Source organism: Micromonospora sp. PLK6-60, from assembly GCF_019890675.1.
Taxonomy (GTDB): Bacteria; Actinomycetota; Actinomycetes; order Mycobacteriales; family Micromonosporaceae; genus Micromonospora.
The window spans coordinates 705,292-718,602 of record NZ_JAIOAA010000001.1 but is presented as its reverse complement, the minus strand read 5'-3'; the positions used below and the strand labels follow the sequence as shown (position 1 = coordinate 718,602).

16 protein-coding genes are annotated in these 13,311 nt (G+C 73.0%); 6 read left to right on the top strand and 10 right to left on the bottom strand.

The window, feature by feature from the left end; all coding sequences use genetic code 11:
* Positions 1 to 400: MerR family transcriptional regulator (locus tag K7640_RS03020; RefSeq protein ID WP_222953093.1), on the bottom strand; the 400-nt coding region annotated here is incomplete at its 3' end.
* Positions 401 to 428: 28 nt separating this feature from the next.
* Here K7640_RS03020 and K7640_RS03015 point away from each other — a divergent pair.
* Both K7640_RS03015 and K7640_RS03010 read left to right on the top strand, forming a co-directional pair.
* Positions 429 to 1,124 (top strand): methyltransferase domain-containing protein, encoded by a 696-nt coding sequence (locus K7640_RS03015; protein WP_222953092.1) that lies wholly within the window; start codon positions 429 to 431, stop codon positions 1,122 to 1,124.
* 327 nt (positions 1,125 to 1,451) lie between these two features.
* Positions 1,452 to 2,570 (top strand): RICIN domain-containing protein, encoded by a 1,119-nt coding sequence (locus K7640_RS03010; protein WP_222953091.1) that lies wholly within the window; start codon positions 1,452 to 1,454, stop codon positions 2,568 to 2,570.
* A gap of 81 nt (positions 2,571 to 2,651) precedes the next feature.
* On the opposite strand, the gene K7640_RS03005 is transcribed toward K7640_RS03010, so the two are convergent.
* From K7640_RS03005 to K7640_RS02995, 3 genes are read right to left on the bottom strand one after another with little or no spacing between them, the layout of a single operon-like run.
* A complete protein-coding gene (locus K7640_RS03005; protein WP_222953090.1) occupies positions 2,652 to 4,388 on the bottom strand; it encodes a multicopper oxidase family protein in 1,737 nt (578 codons plus the stop codon).
* Positions 4,385 to 4,837 carry a DUF6220 domain-containing protein gene (locus K7640_RS03000; protein WP_222953089.1) on the bottom strand — a complete coding sequence of 151 codons (453 nt, stop codon included), beginning with the start codon at positions 4,835 to 4,837 and terminating at the stop codon, positions 4,385 to 4,387. The genes K7640_RS03005 and K7640_RS03000 overlap by 4 nt, the downstream gene beginning before the upstream one ends.
* A gap of 9 nt (positions 4,838 to 4,846) precedes the next feature.
* Positions 4,847 to 5,836 (bottom strand): carboxymuconolactone decarboxylase family protein, encoded by a 990-nt coding sequence (locus K7640_RS02995; protein WP_222953088.1) that lies wholly within the window; start codon positions 5,834 to 5,836, stop codon positions 4,847 to 4,849.
* A gap of 144 nt (positions 5,837 to 5,980) precedes the next feature.
* On the opposite strand from K7640_RS02995, the gene K7640_RS29915 reads away from it, so the two are divergent.
* The 3 genes from K7640_RS29915 to K7640_RS02985 all read left to right on the top strand — a co-directional run bounded on the left by K7640_RS29915 (position 5,981) and on the right by K7640_RS02985 (position 7,849).
* Positions 5,981 to 6,550 (top strand): hypothetical protein, encoded by a 570-nt coding sequence (locus K7640_RS29915; RefSeq protein ID WP_255607767.1) that lies wholly within the window; start codon positions 5,981 to 5,983, stop codon positions 6,548 to 6,550.
* A complete protein-coding gene (locus K7640_RS29910; protein ID WP_255607766.1) occupies positions 6,487 to 7,110 on the top strand; it encodes a sensor histidine kinase in 624 nt (207 codons plus the stop codon). The genes K7640_RS29915 and K7640_RS29910 overlap by 64 nt, the downstream gene beginning before the upstream one ends.
* A gap of 76 nt (positions 7,111 to 7,186) precedes the next feature.
* Positions 7,187 to 7,849 carry a response regulator transcription factor gene (locus K7640_RS02985; RefSeq protein WP_222953087.1) on the top strand — a complete coding sequence of 221 codons (663 nt, stop codon included), beginning with the start codon at positions 7,187 to 7,189 and terminating at the stop codon, positions 7,847 to 7,849.
* Positions 7,850 to 7,883: 34 nt separating this feature from the next.
* Here the strand turns inward: K7640_RS02985 and K7640_RS02980 are convergent, their stop codons facing one another.
* The 5 genes from K7640_RS02980 to K7640_RS02960 all read right to left on the bottom strand — a co-directional run bounded on the left by K7640_RS02980 (position 7,884) and on the right by K7640_RS02960 (position 11,095).
* Complete coding sequence (locus tag K7640_RS02980) at positions 7,884 to 8,537, bottom strand: nucleotidyl transferase AbiEii/AbiGii toxin family protein (RefSeq protein WP_222953086.1); 654 nt, start codon at positions 8,535 to 8,537, stop codon at positions 7,884 to 7,886.
* A 2-nt stretch (positions 8,538 to 8,539) separates the two neighbouring features.
* Positions 8,540 to 8,854, bottom strand: a complete 315-nt coding sequence (locus tag K7640_RS02975; RefSeq protein WP_308042426.1) for a hypothetical protein — start codon at positions 8,852 to 8,854, stop codon at positions 8,540 to 8,542.
* A 183-nt stretch (positions 8,855 to 9,037) separates the two neighbouring features.
* Positions 9,038 to 9,844: a TIGR03084 family metal-binding protein gene (locus tag K7640_RS02970; RefSeq protein WP_222953084.1), complete on the bottom strand. Its 807-nt coding sequence runs from the start codon at positions 9,842 to 9,844 to the stop codon at positions 9,038 to 9,040.
* Positions 9,841 to 10,470, bottom strand: coding sequence for a copper resistance CopC family protein (locus K7640_RS02965; RefSeq protein WP_222953083.1), 630 nt, complete (start codon positions 10,468 to 10,470; stop codon positions 9,841 to 9,843). The genes K7640_RS02970 and K7640_RS02965 overlap by 4 nt, the downstream gene beginning before the upstream one ends.
* 28 nt (positions 10,471 to 10,498) lie before the next feature.
* Positions 10,499 to 11,095 carry a hypothetical protein gene (locus K7640_RS02960; RefSeq protein WP_222953082.1) on the bottom strand — a complete coding sequence of 199 codons (597 nt, stop codon included), beginning with the start codon at positions 11,093 to 11,095 and terminating at the stop codon, positions 10,499 to 10,501.
* A gap of 276 nt (positions 11,096 to 11,371) precedes the next feature.
* On the opposite strand from K7640_RS02960, the gene K7640_RS02955 reads away from it, so the two are divergent.
* Complete coding sequence (locus tag K7640_RS02955) at positions 11,372 to 12,205, top strand: trans-aconitate 2-methyltransferase (RefSeq protein ID WP_222953081.1); 834 nt, start codon at positions 11,372 to 11,374, stop codon at positions 12,203 to 12,205.
* A 14-nt stretch (positions 12,206 to 12,219) separates the two neighbouring features.
* On the opposite strand, the gene K7640_RS02950 is transcribed toward K7640_RS02955, so the two are convergent.
* Positions 12,220 to 13,278, bottom strand: coding sequence for a sensor histidine kinase (locus tag K7640_RS02950; RefSeq protein WP_222953080.1), 1,059 nt, complete (start codon positions 13,276 to 13,278; stop codon positions 12,220 to 12,222).
* Positions 13,279 to 13,311: the final 33 nt, after the last annotated feature.

Sequence of the window (13,311 nt, the reverse complement as noted above, 5' to 3'; positions counted from 1 at the left end):
TGTCCCTGACCTCCACCAGCTCCGCGAGGTGGGCCTGATAGTTCGGGCAGGTCGCGATGTCCTCGTGCGAGCAGCTCAGCCCGGCCTCAAGGAGATCGAGCGCCGACCGCAGCGCGGCCATCCTGTCCTGCAGCGCGCGGTGGTGGCGGCGCAGCACGTCCCTACGGTCGGCCGGGCCGTGCGCGGCGAGGAATGCCCGGATCTCGGGCAGCGGCAGCCCGGCCTGCTTCGCGCGCACGATCGACGCCACCCGGACCAGGTCCTCCCGGGCGTAGCGGCGGCGGCCGCCCTCGACGCGGGCGGGGGCGAGCAGGCCCACCGACTCCCAGTGCCGCAGGACGTGTGCCGGCAACCCGAAGTGGTCGGCCACCTGGCCGATCGTCATCGGTGTTGACTTCATGTCGACATTAAGTCCGACCATGGGGGGCATGTCCAGTCTGCTTGCCGTCCTCGACGCCGCCGAGGGGGAGCCCACGGCGGTCGAGCTGCGCGCACGTTCCTACGAGTTGCTCGGCGACCTCATCGGCCGCACCGTGGTCGACGTCGGCTGCGGCAGTGGCCGCGCGGTCGGCGAGCTGGCCGCGCGCGGAGCCCGCGCGGTCGGCGTCGACCTCGACCCGGCGATGATCGACGTGGCCCGGAGGCGCTGGCCGGCGGGCGGGTTCCACGTCGGCGACGTTTACCGACTGCCGCTGGAGACCGGGTCGGTCAGCGGCTACCGCGCGGACAAGGTGTTGCACATGCTCGACGAGCCGGCGCGAGCGGTGGCCGAGGCACGCCGGGTGCTCGTGCCGGGCGGCCGGGCCGTCCTGCTCGGCCAGGACTGGGACCTGATCGCCATCGACTCGGACCAGCCGGCGGCCACCCGGCGGCTGGTGCACGCCAAGGCGGACTCGCTGCCGTCGCCGAGGGTGGCCCGGAGGTACCGCAACCTCCTGCTCGACGCCGGCTTCACCGACCCGGTCGTCGAGGTGCGGACCGCGGTGTTCACCGACGACACCGCGCTCGCTCTGGTACGCCGGATCACCGAGGAGGAAGGGTGGCTCGCCGAGCAGGCCGAGCGGGCCCGTACCCACCGCATCTTCGTGGCGGTGCCGATCTTCCTCGCCGCCGCGCGGGCCTAGCGCCTCCCGGAGGAGCCCTCCCAAGGGCGCGAACTCGATGGTCACCGTGCCCGACCGGCGAGACACGGCGCCGTTCGGCCGGATGTGTGCTTTAATCACCCACATCGATGTTATCGATAACATGCACGTAACGTTCAGGACCGCCGGCGGCGCCGGCCGCTGCGGTTCTGGCCGCCGCCGGTGGTGACGGGCGACCGCCGGTCGGGCTCGGCCGCAACCTCGTCGACCGACGACGCATCCGCCGCGAGGGGCAGGCGTTCGACGGTGCCGCAGCGGTGGTGGCGGCGATCGTGCTCGCTCGCCGTCGAGATCTGGGAGGAACAAGTCATGCGAACAATGGCACGGTGGCTCGCGGCGGGCGCCGCGACGGCCCTCATGGTCGCCGGCCCGGTGGCCCCGGCCGGCCCGGCCAGCGCGGAGTCGAACGGCGGCACCCGGGTGATGCCGCTCGGTGACTCCATCACCGAGGGCACCCAGGTGCCGGGCGGCTACCGGATCGGCCTGTGGCAGCGCCTCGCGAACGGGCGGTACACCACCGATTTCGTCGGCTCCCAGTTCAACGGGCCGGGCAGTCTCGGCGACCACGACCACGAGGGCCACCCGGGCTGGCGCATCGACCAGATCGACGCCAACATCGTCGGCTGGCTCAACACCTACCAGCCGCGCACCGTGCTGCTGCACATCGGCACCAACGACATCCTGCAGAACTACAACGTCTCCACCGCGCCGAACCGGCTGTCCACCCTGATCGACCGGATCACCAACACCGCACCCGCGGCGGACGTGTTCGTCGCGCAACTGACGCCGCTGTCCAACAGCGGCCAGGAATCGGCCGTCCGCACCTTCAACGCGGCCATCCCCGGCATCGTGCAGAGCAAGGTGAACGCCGGCAAGCGCGTCCACCTCGTCGACATGCACAGCGCCGTGACCACCGGCGACCTGATCGACGGCATCCACCCCACCGCGACCGGCTACGACAAGATGGCCGCCGCCTGGTACGCCGCCCTGCTGGCGGTGCCCGGCAGCATCGGCACCCCGGGTGGCGGCACCCCGGGTGGCACGACCACCGCGATCGTGGGCGCCCAGTCCGGCCGGTGTCTGGACGTGCCGAACGGCAGCACCACCAACGGCACCCTCGTGCAGCTGTACGACTGCTGGGGCGGCACCATGCAACGCTGGACCTACACCTCGGGGCGGCAGTTGCAGGTGTTGGGCAGCAAGTGCCTGGACGCCGAGGGCGGCGGCACCGCGAACGGCACCCGCGTGATCATCTGGGACTGCGGCGGCGGCGCCAACCAGCAATGGACCTTCACCGGGGGCACCATCCGGGGCGTCCAGTCCGGACGCTGCCTCGACGCGTACAACTGGGGCACCGGCAACGGGACGCGGATCGTGCTGTGGGACTGCCACGGCGGCGCCAACCAGCAGTGGAGCCAGCGCGCCTGACGAATCCGGGCGGGGCCGGGGCGACCGACACGGTCGCCCCGGCCCCGCCGCGTACGGCACCGACACCGCCGGCGCGGTGGCCTACCCGTACATCAGGTGCAGCATCATCCCGGCGTCGGCGTGTGGCAGGTTGTGGCAGTGGTTGGCCCACATCCCGGGGTTGTCGGCGGTGAAGGCCACCTCCCAGACGTCGCCGGGGCGCACGTCGAAGGAGTCCAGCCACAGCGGACTTCCGGTCGCCCGCGCACCGTTGCGGGACAGCACCAGCACGTGATGGCCGTGCAGATGCCACGGGTGCACCACCAAGGATCGGTTGACGATGGTGAACCTGACGACGTCGCCCCGGCGGACCACCTGCGGCGGGATGTCCGGGCCGGCCGCGCCGTTGACGGTGTGCGCGTAACGGGGGAGCAGCCCGCGCAGGTCGAGGCCGCGGTCGAGGACCAGCGGGAACTCCCGGTCGAACCGGGTCCACGGCACCGCGGCGGCGACGCCGTAGCCGAGCGGATCCAGCACCGGCCACCCACCGGTCGCCGCCGACACCGCTCCGGTGGACCAGACCGCCCGTCCGTCGACGAACAGCCCCACCGGCGTGGCGGGCGCGGTGAACACCAGGTCGTAGCGGCCCCCGGCCGGGATCAGCACGGCGGTGTCCGCCAGCGGTGTCGGGCCGCGCAGGTCGACGCCGTCGATGGCGGCGACCCGGAACGGGACCCCGGCCAGGGCGTACCGGTGGGTGGTGCTGTCGGTGTTGATCAGCCGCAGCCGCACCGGCACCCCGGCCGCGACGGGCGCGGTCGTCGGCGCGGGCAGCGCGACGCCGGCCAGGGTGTGCACCGGCACCGTGACCTCGACGCCGGTGACCGGTGCCGGGCGCACCACCAGGACCCCGTAGAGGCCCATCCGCACGCCGACGTCGGACACCGCGTGGGTGTGATACCAGTACGTGCCGGCCTGGTCGGCCCGGAAGCGGTAGACGAACTCCTGCCCGGGCAGCACGGCCGCCTGGGTCACGCCGGGCACCCCGTCCTGGTCGTTCGGCACGTCGTACCCGTGCCAGTGCAGCGTGACGCCCCGCCCGATGTCCCGGTTGCGCAGGGTCACCTCCAGCACGTCGCCGACGGTGGCGGTCAGCTCGGGCCCGGGCACCTGGGCGTCGAACGCCCACGCCGCGACGTCCCGGCCGCCCGCCCGTACCGTGGCGGTCCCGGCCGTCAGGGTGAACCGCCGGGTCGGTTCGCCCACGATCCGCGCCGCCCGATGATCATGATCGGGTACGGCGGGCGCGGCGTTCGGGGTGACCACGAGCGCGGTTCCGGCCAGCAGCGCCGCGACCGCCACCACGAGGGCCGCCCGGGACAGGGTCCGGGACGGGCGGGTGTCGAGGGCCCGCCACGAGACGGCGGTGGCCGTGACGACCCCGGCGACCGCCAGCAGTCCCGCGCCCACCGACACCGGATAGCCGTGCAGGAGCGTGACGAGCAGGGCGCCGCTCGCGGCGTACCCGGCGAAGAGCAGCGGGACCGCCGCGGACCGGGAGTCGGGCCGCGCCCGCAGCAGCCACGGCCCGGCGACGAGCACCCCCGCCAGCGACAGCGGGGCGGCGATGAGCACCTTTTCCGCCGCGAACCACCAGCCGGCCCGGGCCAGCGCGGCGACGGTGACCGCGCGGGCCGCCGTGGCGAGCAGCGCGACGGCGGCCAGTCCCAGCGCGAGCCGGCGGCGCCGGGCCGCCGCGGCCGCGCCGCCGCCCAGCCACCCGGCGATCGCCAGGACCGCGATCACCAGGTCCGCCGCGAGCAGCGAGCCGACGGTCATGCCGGCTCCCGTTCCCCGACGGCCACCGTCGTGGCCTCGGCGGGCGTCGGGTACGCCAGCCGGCGGGCCGCCTGGTGCACGCGGACCACGATGTGCACCACGATGATGCCGTTGAGGGCGTGCAGCCCGGCGATGGTCAGGCCGAACGGGGTGCTGCCGCCGGCGGTGTCGGTGAGCGCGTTGGCGAGCATGGCGATCAGCGGCTGGAGGACGACCAGGCCGAGCGGCAGGATCGCCAGTCCGATGATCCGACCCGGCGCCCTGGCCAGCACGGCGACCAGGGTGGTGAGCAGGATGAGGGCGGGGATGACGGCCATCCCGGTGACGCTGTGCAGTGCGTACGCGCCCTCGCTCGCGGGTTTGGTGAACGCCCCCACGGCGGCGAAGACGAACTGGAAGACGAACGCGACGAGCGACACGAGGCTGACGACGACGAGGGCCTTGCGCATGGTGACCTCCTAGGAACGAGCGGGGGACAGGGCCTGGGCGACGTGCTCGGTGGCTGTCATCGCCCCGTACGCGACCAGCCACACGAGGTCGGCGTCGGGCGGGTGGGTCAGCCGCCACAGCGCGACGTCCCCGGTGCGGATCGCGCCGGGTGCGAACGCCGCCAGCAGCGCGATCCGCGCCCCCACCCGGTCGGCGCCGGGCAGGTCCCGGATCAGGTCGGCGGCCCACTCCACGGGCCGGGCCGGGTACCGTCCGTCCTCCCACCGCACCGTGGCGGCGACCGTCTGCCGGGCCACGTCACCCAGCAGGTGCCCGCCGCGCAGCGCGGCGTCGCGCAGCGCCGCGTACGCCACGCCCACCGGGCTGTCCCCGGCCCAGTCCGGTGCCGGCACCGGGCCGGCGTCGAGCAGCGCCAGGCCGCGGCCCGGCTCCTTCGGCTCCCGGGCCGCCCGGGCGTAGAGCCGGCCCCCGACCGATCGCACCACCGGGGACCGCTGCAGGCCACCGGGCAGCAGATCCGGGTCGAGCAGCGCCGAGACGATCCGGTTGATGAAGTGGAAGGCGAGCAGCGTGCCGGTGATCTCCGGCCGGTACGGGCTGGACCAGCCGACGGCCCGCGGGCTGCGGCTGGCCTCGGCCCAGGCGACGAGTTCGGCGTGCCTCGGCGCGGATGGCGTGCCACCCTGGGCGACCACCTCGGCCAGCTGGTGCTCGCCGAGCGCGTGCAGCAGCATCACGTGGGCGTCGAGGCAGAACCGGCAGCGGTTGGCCCGGGACACCGCCGACGCGACGAGTTCCCGTTCGACCCGGGACGCGTCCCCGGCGAGCAGCGCCTCGCGCAGCAACGCCCACGCCGCGGCCTGCACCTCCGGCACCACCGAGAGCGCCTGGAAGGTGGGCACCGGCCCGAGGAACTCGTCGCGCAGCTGCCGGTACACCGCCGCGGTGACACCGGTCGCCGCCGATGCCTTCGGCGGCGTGAAGAAGCGGTATGTCATGGGCTCGATGCTGGCCCCGGCCGGGCGGGAAAACGTCGTGCCGTCGTAGGCACTTGCCCGGCCGCCGATACCGCCTCGGTGGTACGCCGCGGCTACCGCGGTCGCAGGATGCCTCCCGACGTACGGCCGTTCTACAGTGCGGTCATGCGCCGCGACCTGCCGTACGCCCTCAGCGGCCTCGCCCTCGGCGTCCTGCTGCTCGGCAATGCCGCGCTCGCCCCGGACGCCGCGCCGGTCGGGGCGCTCGACGTCACCCTGGTCCTGGTCATGGCGGCGGCCCTGGCGGTGTGCCGGCGGCACCCGGTGGTGACGTTGCTGGCGGTGGCCGCCGCCATGCTGGCCTTCCACGTCCGGGTGCATCCCGGGGTGTCCGCCGCGTTCCCCGTCCTCGGCGCGGTCTACGTCGCCGCGTGGCGCGGGCACCGCGCGGCCCCCCTGCTGGCCAGCCTCGTCTTCCTCGGCGGCTTCCTGGCCCGCGACGTCACCGTCGCGCCCGCCGGGCGGCCCGGCCAGCAGATCGCCGAGCGGACCGCCCTGCTGCTTGGCTGGTTCGTGGCGGCCAACGTCGCCGGCTCGTCGCGCGGCAGCGCCGGGCCTACCTGGAGCAGGTCGAGCAGCGGGCGGTCGAGGCCGAACGCACCCGCGAGGAGATGGCGCTGCGCCGCGCGGGGGAGGAGCGCCTGCGCATCGCCCGGGACCTGCACGACTCGCTGACCCACAGCATCTCGGTGATCAAGGTGCAGGCCGGGATCGCCGTGCACCTGGCCCGCAAGCAGGGCGACGAACCGCCGGCCGCGCTGCTGGCCATCCAGGAGGCCAGCGGCGCCGCCATGCGGGAACTGCGGGCCACGCTGGAGGTCCTGCGCTCACCCGGCGACGGGGACCGGGTCGGGCTGGCCCGGCTGGGCGAGCTCGCCGAGCGGACCCGGGCGGCCGGTGTGCCGGTGCGGGTCGCCGTCACCGGCCAGCCCCGGGACCTGCCCGCCGAGGTCGACCAGGCCGGCTACCGCGTCGTCCAGGAAGCCCTGACCAACGTGGCCCGGCACGCCGGCTCCGCCACCGCCCGGGTCCACGTCGAGTACGCTCCGGCGTGGCTGACCGTCTCGGTGACCGACGACGGCCAGGCGTCACCGGAGAAGCCGGTGACCCCCGGGGTGGGCCTGCGCGGCATGCGGGAACGGGTCACCGGTCTGGGCGGCACCCTGCACGCCGCCGCCGACGACGAGGGCGGTTTCACGGTGCGGGCCACGTTCCCGGTGCGGGGGGCGGCATGACCGAGCGTCGGCGCGAGGTCCGGGCGGATCGGTCGGGCCCGGATCGGGGCGGCGCCAACCGGAGGCAGGGGTCGGCATGATCCGGGTCCTGCTCGCCGACGACCAGGCCCTGATGCGGGCCGGGTTCCGGGCCCTGCTGGACGCGGAGGACGACCTGGCGGTCGTCGGCGAGGCCGCGGACGGCGCCGCCGCCGTCGAGCTGGCGCGACGCCTACGCCCGGACGTCGTGCTGATGGACGTGCAGATGCCCGGGCTTGACGGCATCGAGGCCACCCGACGCATCGCCGCCGACGGCGCCCTCGCCGCGGTCCGCGTCCTGATCCTCACCAACTACGGACTCGACTCGTACGTCTTCGCCGCCCTCCGCGCGGGCGCCAGCGGCTTCCTGCTCAAGGACGCCGATCCCGGCGACCTGCTGCGGGCCGTCGCCGTCGTCGCGCACGGCGACGCGCTGCTCGCCCCGGCGGTCACCCGCACGCTGATCAGCGAGTTCGTCGCCGGGCCGCCGCCGGCCGACCGGGCGGCGGGGCGGCACCTGCTGACCGCCCGCGAACAGGAGGTCGTCGAGCTCGTCGCCCGCGGGCTGAGCAACGACGAGATCGCCGCACGCATGGTGATCAGCCCGCTGACCGCCAAGACCCACGTCAACCGGGCGATGACCAAGCTGCACTGCCGCGACCGCGCCCAACTGGTCGTGTGGGCGTACGAGTCGGGTCTGATCACGCCGCGCCGCCGGTGACACCAGCCGCTGTCGGACGGGGCGTTCGCACGAACTACGGTAGGTCGGCGACGAGCTCGTCGCGCCACTGGGCGAAGCGTTTGCGCATCTCGCTGATCTGGGCGGGGGCCGCGCCGTAGGCGGCGAACCGGCGGTCCGGGTAACGCTCCATCATCCCGAACAGGTCCGCCAGGACGCGCCGGTCGAAACCCGCGTCGGATTGTTCGGCCAACTCGCACAACCGGGCCCGGGTGTAGCGACCGCTCAGGACCGCCGCGTCAATGTCCAGGAAATCGCGAGGCTCGGCGCGCGTGTAGAGAGCGGACATCTTGCCCGCGACCACGTCGTCGGCGTGCAACACCGGCCCGACGTCCATCATCACCGGCGGCAACGCGCGCCAGTTGGCTGCCAACTCGACCTTGTACGGATGCTCCGGATGAGCAGGGTCGGTGACCGCAAGGCGGGCGAACGTGTCGAACTGCTGCGTCACGTCGACGGAGTAACCGTTCGAGCGGTAACCGCCGACCACGGCGTCCACCGCTGCGGTGAACTCGCCACGTCGCTCCCACGCGGTGAACAGGTCGACGTCCTCACTCGGGCGGTCCAGGATGCCGTGGGCCTGCACCGCATAGCCGCCGGCCAATGCGAAGCCGTATCGGGCGGCGACCCGCAGTCCGATCTCCGCGAGGCGGAGGTGAACGTGATCCACTTCTATCCGGCCAGCGCCTCGGGCGGCGTAGTCAGCTCGGGAAAGCGCGCCTGCCACAACGCCCGTATCCGGGCCGGCAACCACAAGCTGGGCCACAAACGGCGCAGCGTCGGGCCGTGCAACCATCGGCACAGATCCGCAGCCGAATTGGCCTGATTCAGAACCGTCTGGTACATCAGCTGTAGATCGCCGGCGTCGTCGAGGTCGTAGGTACTGTCACCGGACCAGTCCAACCACCGATCGAGTGTCACCATCCCGTGAGTCGGGCCGCGCAGATCGGCCAGGGAGGGTGCGACCACGAAGTGCCGCTGGTCCACATACCGTGACCCAGGTGGTGCGCCGTCGCCGCGAGCCATGTCTCTACCTCCTGACCTCTGATCGTACGTCCGACGGGCGTCGACAGCCGGTGCATCCGGGACACGGCGATCCGCTACGGGTCGTACTCAGGCCACCGCCCCGGCACGGATCGGGTGATCGGTGCCGGGGCGGTGGCCTCGGGTTCAGCGTCGGTCCAGCTCGGCGAACTGTCCCGGCTGCCGGCCCGCGCCGGCCGGACCCCGGTACGCCTGGGCGATGTCGAGCCAGTGCTCGGCGATGTCACCGGTGGCGCTCAACGCCAGGTCGGCGCGGTGCCGGCGCCGGACGGCCAGCAGGCAGAAGTCCCACGCCGGCCCGGTGATCCGCTCCGGGGAGTCCTCGGGGCCGAACGTCCACACCTGCCCGGACGGGGCGGTCAGCTCGAAGCGCAGTTCGGTCTGCGGGGTGGGCAGGTCGCGCGCCTGGTAGCCGAAGTCCCAGCACCGCACCGCGAAGCCGACCAGGTGCCGGATCCGGTCGGTGGGCGTGCGCCGCACCCCCAGCGTGTCGGCGATGTCCTGCCCGTGACCGAACAGCTCCATGAAGCCGGCGGTGGCCAGGACGCCCGGCGGCAGCGGACGGACCAGCCAGGGCACCAGCTGGTTCGGCGGCACCGCGGCGATCGCCTTCTCGGCGGTGCTCCGCTCGGCGCGCCAGCGTTCGAGCAGCACCTCCGGCGGGTCGTTGAGGTATTCGGACAGGGCGGCTTCCACGTTGCCGTTGAAGTCGCCGGCGATCCGGGCGACCATCGCGTTGAAGGCGTCCGGTTGGGCCGCGGCCATCCCGGCGACCCGGAACGTGGCCGCGAGGTGGGCGATCTGATGGGCGATCGTCCACCCGGGCGCCGGGGTCGGCAGCGACCACTGCTCCGGTGCCAGTCCGGCGACCAGATCGTCGAGATCCCTGCCCTCGGCCGCCAGCGCGGCCATCTCGTCCTGCTGAGCGGTCACGTCGTACCCCTTCCGGTTGTTGGTGGGATCCGGGCGGAGCCGGCGTCCGGTTCCGCCCGTGGGCCCGCCGGCGGCGGTCCACCGCCGCCGAACTCGGCCGGTAGGCGCCAGGCTCGTGGCCGGCGCGGATTGTGTACGAGCAGGAGGGTCACCGCGCCCAGCACCACCACCCCGTTGACGACCAGCAGCACCGCGCTGAGCGGGTCGATGCCGTGCGCGTGGGAGTCGAGCAGGTCGGCGGCGGCCCGGTCGAGCTGTGCCCCGGCCGGCGCCGGTGGCCGCCCGGTGCCGACGCTGAACCGCACCGTCCCCTGGCTCTGCCCGCCGTCGCGGAAGCTGACGTGCCAGGCGACGGTGAGGTCCCCGGTGAGTCCGGCGTCGAGGGGCAGTCGCAGGGTGCGCGGCTCCGCCGGCCGGGGATCGGCGGTGGTGACCGCCGTCCCCCGGTCGTCCAGCACGGCGACGTGCGAGTCGTCGAGGTCCGGCTCGCCGGTGAAGGTCAGCCGCACCGCCGCGGGCGTGGTCACCAGGACCGCCCCGTCCCGGGGGTCGCTGCCGGCCAGCCCCGTCCCGGCGCGGGCCGCGCCGGGCACCGCCAGGACGGCGAGCACGGTCGCGGCCAGCACCGCGAGGGGGTACCTGGCGCGGCGCATCTCAGGCCGGGACCGGCGCCGACGGTGCGCCGGTCAGGGTGCGCCTCTGCTCGGCGAGGCAGCTGCACGACGCGGCCCGCAGCTCCGCGTCGGACGGGCGCAGGTGCCGGTACATCGCGATCACCATCGGGATGAAGACCACGCTGTTGTAGAACAGGTGCAGTTCCACCCGGCCGACCAGCAGCTGGATGATGCTGGTGGGCTCGGACCGTCCGAACAGGAACGTCCCGGACTGGGCCTGGAGGAACAGCAGCAGGTGCTCGATGTGGTGCCAGAACTGCAACGCCAACGCCACCGTCCACCAGGTGCGGGCCCGGCCGGTGAAGCCCGGACGCAGCAGGAACAGGCCGATCAGCATGACCAGCGCGTAGCCGTAGTGCAGCCACTCCGAGGTGACCAACCACGGGAACCACTGCCCGAGCACGCCCCGGGACTGCGGCCGGGGCAGCCCCAACACCCAGATCTGGTACGCCTGGACCAGGTGCTCGGCCCAGTGTCCGAGGACGATGACCAGGTACGCGGTGAGCGCCGCCCGGTGATGGCGCCCGTTGAGCCGGCCGATGAACCCCTCCCGGCGGGTCGTGTCGACGGTGGCCATGCGATTCCTTCCCTCCTGGCTGTCGCTATTCCGGTCACGCTAACCGGGCCACCGAATACGTTCCCCTTCAATTGTGCGCAGTTCCGGACGCAGTGGTTGCCGGCGCAATTTCGGGGGTAATTGCGACCGGGCGCCGGCGGACCGGTGACGGCCGTGCCGATGAGAGGCAGTGGTGGGCGACCCCGGTCCGCACTCTGGGCGTACAGTGGCATCGTCGTCGGCCGAAGTGCCCACCGCGCTGAGGTACGTGACCGTGCAAGCAAGGTGAGGGGCGGGATGACGTTTCAGCTCGACGCCGATGGGTCCCAGGCGCCCGGCAAGGTCTCCGCGGATCGGTACGCCGAGGGCATCCTCAGTCACCGGTTGCCGACGGAGATGCGGCGCCTGCAGGTCATGGAGCGGATGCTGGACCCCGACGAGATGGCGTCCCTCGCCGGCCTGGGCATCGAGCCGACGTGGCACTGTCTCGAGCTCGGGGCCGGCGCCGGCTCCATCGCCCGCTGGCTGGCGGAGCAGTGCCCGCAGGGCCGGGTGGTCGCCGCCGACGTCGACACCTCGTTCCTCGACCAGTCGCGTTCGTCCAATCTGCACGTCGTGCGGCAGGACGTGGAGCGGGGGGAGTTCCCGCCCGCGTCGTTCGATCTCATCCACGCCCGTGCCCTGTTCATGCATCTCGCCGACCGGGACGCGCTGCTCGGCCGGGCGGTGCGCTGGCTGAAGCCGGGTGGCTGGCTGGCGGTGAGCGAGGCCGACATGTTCCCCGTCGACTCGACGCCGCACCCGGCGATCGGCAAGATGTGGACGGCCGCCGAGCAGTTGTTCCGGTCGCAGGGGTCCGATCCCCGCTGGGCGCGCCGGCTTCCCCTCCTGCTCGGCCGCGCCGGGCTGGTCGACATCGGCATGTCGGTCAAGGTGGACATCCTCGGTGGCGGCGGGGTGACCGACGAGTTCTGGCGGTCCTCCTTCGCTCAGGTGAAGCCGTTCCTGCTGGAGCGGGGGCTGGTCGACGAGTCCGTCTACGACGAGGCGCACGCGCTGGTCGACGACCCGAACTTCCGGGACACCCTGTGGGCGTACGTCCGGGCCTGGGGGCGGCGTCCGCGGGACTGACCCGGCCGGTCGGATCAGTCGAAGTCGCCGTCCGCCCGCTGCTCGGGCAGCGGCACGGTCAGCTCCACCTGGGTGCCCTGCCCCGGCTGCGAGGCGACCAGCACCAGGCCGCCCAGCAGCGCCGCCCGCTCGCGCATGGACGACAGGCCGGCGGTCGCCGAGGTCCGGATGTCGGCGTGGTCGAAGCCCTGGCCGGTGTCCTCGACGACCGCCCGCAGTTCGTGCGGGGCGATGTCCACCCGGATGAGGATCTTGCCGGGTGTGCCGTGGGCGAGCGCGTTGCGGATCGCCTCTCTGATGATGAGGAACGACTCGTCGCGGACGGTCGTGGGCACCCAGTTCTCGTCGCCGTTCACCCGCAGCCGCAACTGGCCGTCGCTCGCGGGTACCGACTCGATGTAGCTCGCCAGCGCCTTCTCGAGGCTCTTGAGCGGCGCCTCGAGCCGCAGGTCCGTGATCACGGCGCGCAGGCTCTCCAGGGAATCCAGCACGGCGTGGTGCGCCTTCTTCGCCTGGGCCGCCGCCTTGACCGGATCCTGCTGGTGGTCCTCGAAGAGTTCGAGCCGCCGGTGCGCGATGCTGAGCCCGTTGCCCACCCGGTCGTGCAGTTCTCTGGCGATGCGCTGCCGCTCACCGAGATGGGCTTCATGGATCCGATTCAACAGAAAGCTGGTGTATGCCCCGGTCGCTTCGCGAACCCGTACGGTGATGCTTTGGTGCAATGTCAACATCACGACACCGAGTGTTTCCATCGAATCCGCGTCCACATGCTGGATGACCCACCGCAGAACCGTCTCGACAAAAACCATGGCGGCCCGCCACGATTCCCGCGTCGGTATGGCTTGGGCGGCGCGCGTCTCCCCGATGTCCCAGGCGAGCATCGTGGAGCTTTCGTCGATCTGGACCCGCCCCGCCCGGATGCTGCGGGCCAGGTCCGTCAGGGACTGGCTGGCGTGCGCGATGGTCTGCTCGCGCGCGGTCGGGTCGCTGGCGACCGTGCTGTCCAGCGAGTCCAGCGCGCGCACATAGTCGGCCAGGATGATGGATCGTTCCGCCTCGAGGCGTTCCGCCAAGGCGTTCCGTGCGGGCTCCGCGCCTCCGTGGGC